Origin of the sequence: Desulfonatronospira sp. MSAO_Bac3, from assembly GCF_003838035.1 — a bacterium.
GTDB lineage: Bacteria > Desulfobacterota > Desulfovibrionia > Desulfovibrionales > Desulfonatronovibrionaceae > Desulfonatronospira > Desulfonatronospira thiodismutans.
In genome coordinates this window covers 1-1,960 of record NZ_QYZY01000073.1, presented here as the reverse complement: position 1 = coordinate 1,960, position 1,960 = coordinate 1, and the positions used below count along the sequence as shown (strand labels likewise).

The window sequence follows — 1,960 nt, the reverse complement described above, 5'->3', positions numbered from 1 at the left end:
GTGGCCGACATTTTGAACACCGTGGCCATCACCGCCATCCAGGCCCAGCATGCGTGATTTGTGGATTCTCGGATTGAGGGATTTAGGGATTCTCGGATTGAGGAATTCGGGGATTTTGGGATTCTGGAATTGTAACTATTCACCATCTGCATCAGCTGGATAAAACGCCTGGTTGCGGATTCATGGTCCGGGGGCTTTGCAAATTGGGCGTAAACTGTCTGAACGACGTAGGAAGCGTTAATCAACACCGTAAAACACCGAACTTGATTCAAAGCATGCTACAGAATATATCCTGCCTATCAAACCAGTGTGTAGGTTTTGATTTACGCTTCCTTGGAGTGAGTTTTTACGTCCTGTTTGCAAAGTTCCCGGACCATGGTGAATAGTTACCTGGAATTTAGGAATTCGGGAATTGAGAAATTTGAGCATTCAAGGATTAAAGGATTAGGATAAAATTATGATCATTCTGGTACTGAACTCTGGCAGTTCATCTGTAAAATATCAGCTCCTGGAGATGCAGGACAAAACCCTTCTGGCCTCCGGGCTGGTGGAGCGCATCGGGCAGTCCGGTTCAGCCTACAAACATGAGCGCCTGCCTGGAACGGACACCAGCCAGGTGTTTTCAAACGAACAAGACATCCCGGATCACTCCACAGCCCTGGACCTGGTGGTAAAACTCATCACCGGAGAGCAGACCGGAGTAATAAAGGACGTCTCCAGCATAAACGGCATCGGCCACCGCATTGTTCACGGGGGTGAAGACTTCAACACACCCATCCTGGTGGATGATGACGTTGTAGAAGGCATCCGGGCCCAGATACCCCTGGCCCCGCTGCACAACCCCGGCGGGCTGGCCGGCATAGAAACAGCCAAGAGGCTTATGCCCGGAATTCCCAATGTGGCCGTGTTCGATACCGCCTTTCACCAGACCATGCCTCCTGAGGCTTACCGCATGGCCATACCTGCAGAGCTTTACAGCGAACTGAAAATCAGGCGCTACGGCTTTCACGGCACCTCACACCTGTATGTGGCCAAGCAGTGCGCTGCTACTCTGGGCCAGACCCTGGAACAGACCAGCTGCATCACCGTGCACCTGGGCAACGGATGCTCCATGGCGGCAGTAAAACAGGGTCGCTGTGTGGACACCAGCATGGGCCTGACTCCTCTGGCCGGGCTGGTCATGGGCACCCGCAGCGGTGACGTGGACCCGGCCCTGCATGCTTTTCTGGCGGACAAAAAGGGGTATTCCATTCAGGACATAGACAACCTGTTGAACAAGAAAAGCGGCCTCCTGGGACTGTGCGGCGACAATGACATGCGCGACATCCACGCCCGTATAGACAAAGGGGACAGCGATGCTGAGCTGGCCCTGAAGATATTCTGCCGCAGGGTGACCCAGTACATAGGTCAGTACATGGCCATACTGGACAAAACCCAGGCCATCTGCTTTACTGCCGGAGTCGGCGAAAACGATGAGCGGGTACGCGAGCTTTCCTGCGCCACTCTGTCCGGTCTGGGGGTAGTCCTGGATAAAAAGCGCAACCAGGAAGTCCGCAGAGGTGAGATATGTGAAATAAGCTCCCCGGAAAGCCGGGTAAAAGTGTTGGTCATCCCCACCAACGAAGAACTGGAAATAGCCACCCAGACTGCACAAGTCCTGTCCAGTTCATAGTTCAACCGTGAACCATCAATCATAGAGGTACAAAATGCAAAATGAAATGGTGGAAACCTTTACTGCCAAGGCCAAGGCTGTATCAGCAGAAGTCCGGCATATCAAAAGCATGCAGGAGGCCTTCGACTATACGGTCAACATCTGCGTGGACAAGGAGGCCTGTCAGTTTCTCATGGCCGGCTGTGAACTGCCGGTCTCTGACGAGGCCCAGCAGCTGTGTGAAATTAAGCCTGGAGAAAAAGTTATCGCTGCCCCGGCCCTGGACGACAAGAACCTTTCCGGGCTTAC

The 1,960-nt window shown here is 53.2% G+C and carries 1 protein-coding gene and 1 pseudogene; both read left to right on the top strand.

The window, feature by feature from the left end; all coding sequences use genetic code 11:
* Positions 1-457: 457 nt before the first annotated feature.
* The gene (locus D5S03_RS02680) at positions 458-1,672 is read left to right on the top strand and encodes an acetate kinase (RefSeq protein ID WP_287042606.1); all 1,215 of its coding nucleotides are present in this window, start codon (positions 458-460) and stop codon (positions 1,670-1,672) included.
* Positions 1,673-1,706: 34 nt separating this feature from the next.
* A pseudogene (locus tag D5S03_RS02675) lies at positions 1,707-1,960 on the top strand (lactate utilization protein); the annotation flags it as partial.

Coding starts and splice junctions, on each gene's coding strand:
- D5S03_RS02680 (WP_287042606.1), top strand. CDS start 458: ATGATCATTCTGGTACTGAACTCTGGCAGTTCATCTGTAAAATATCAG.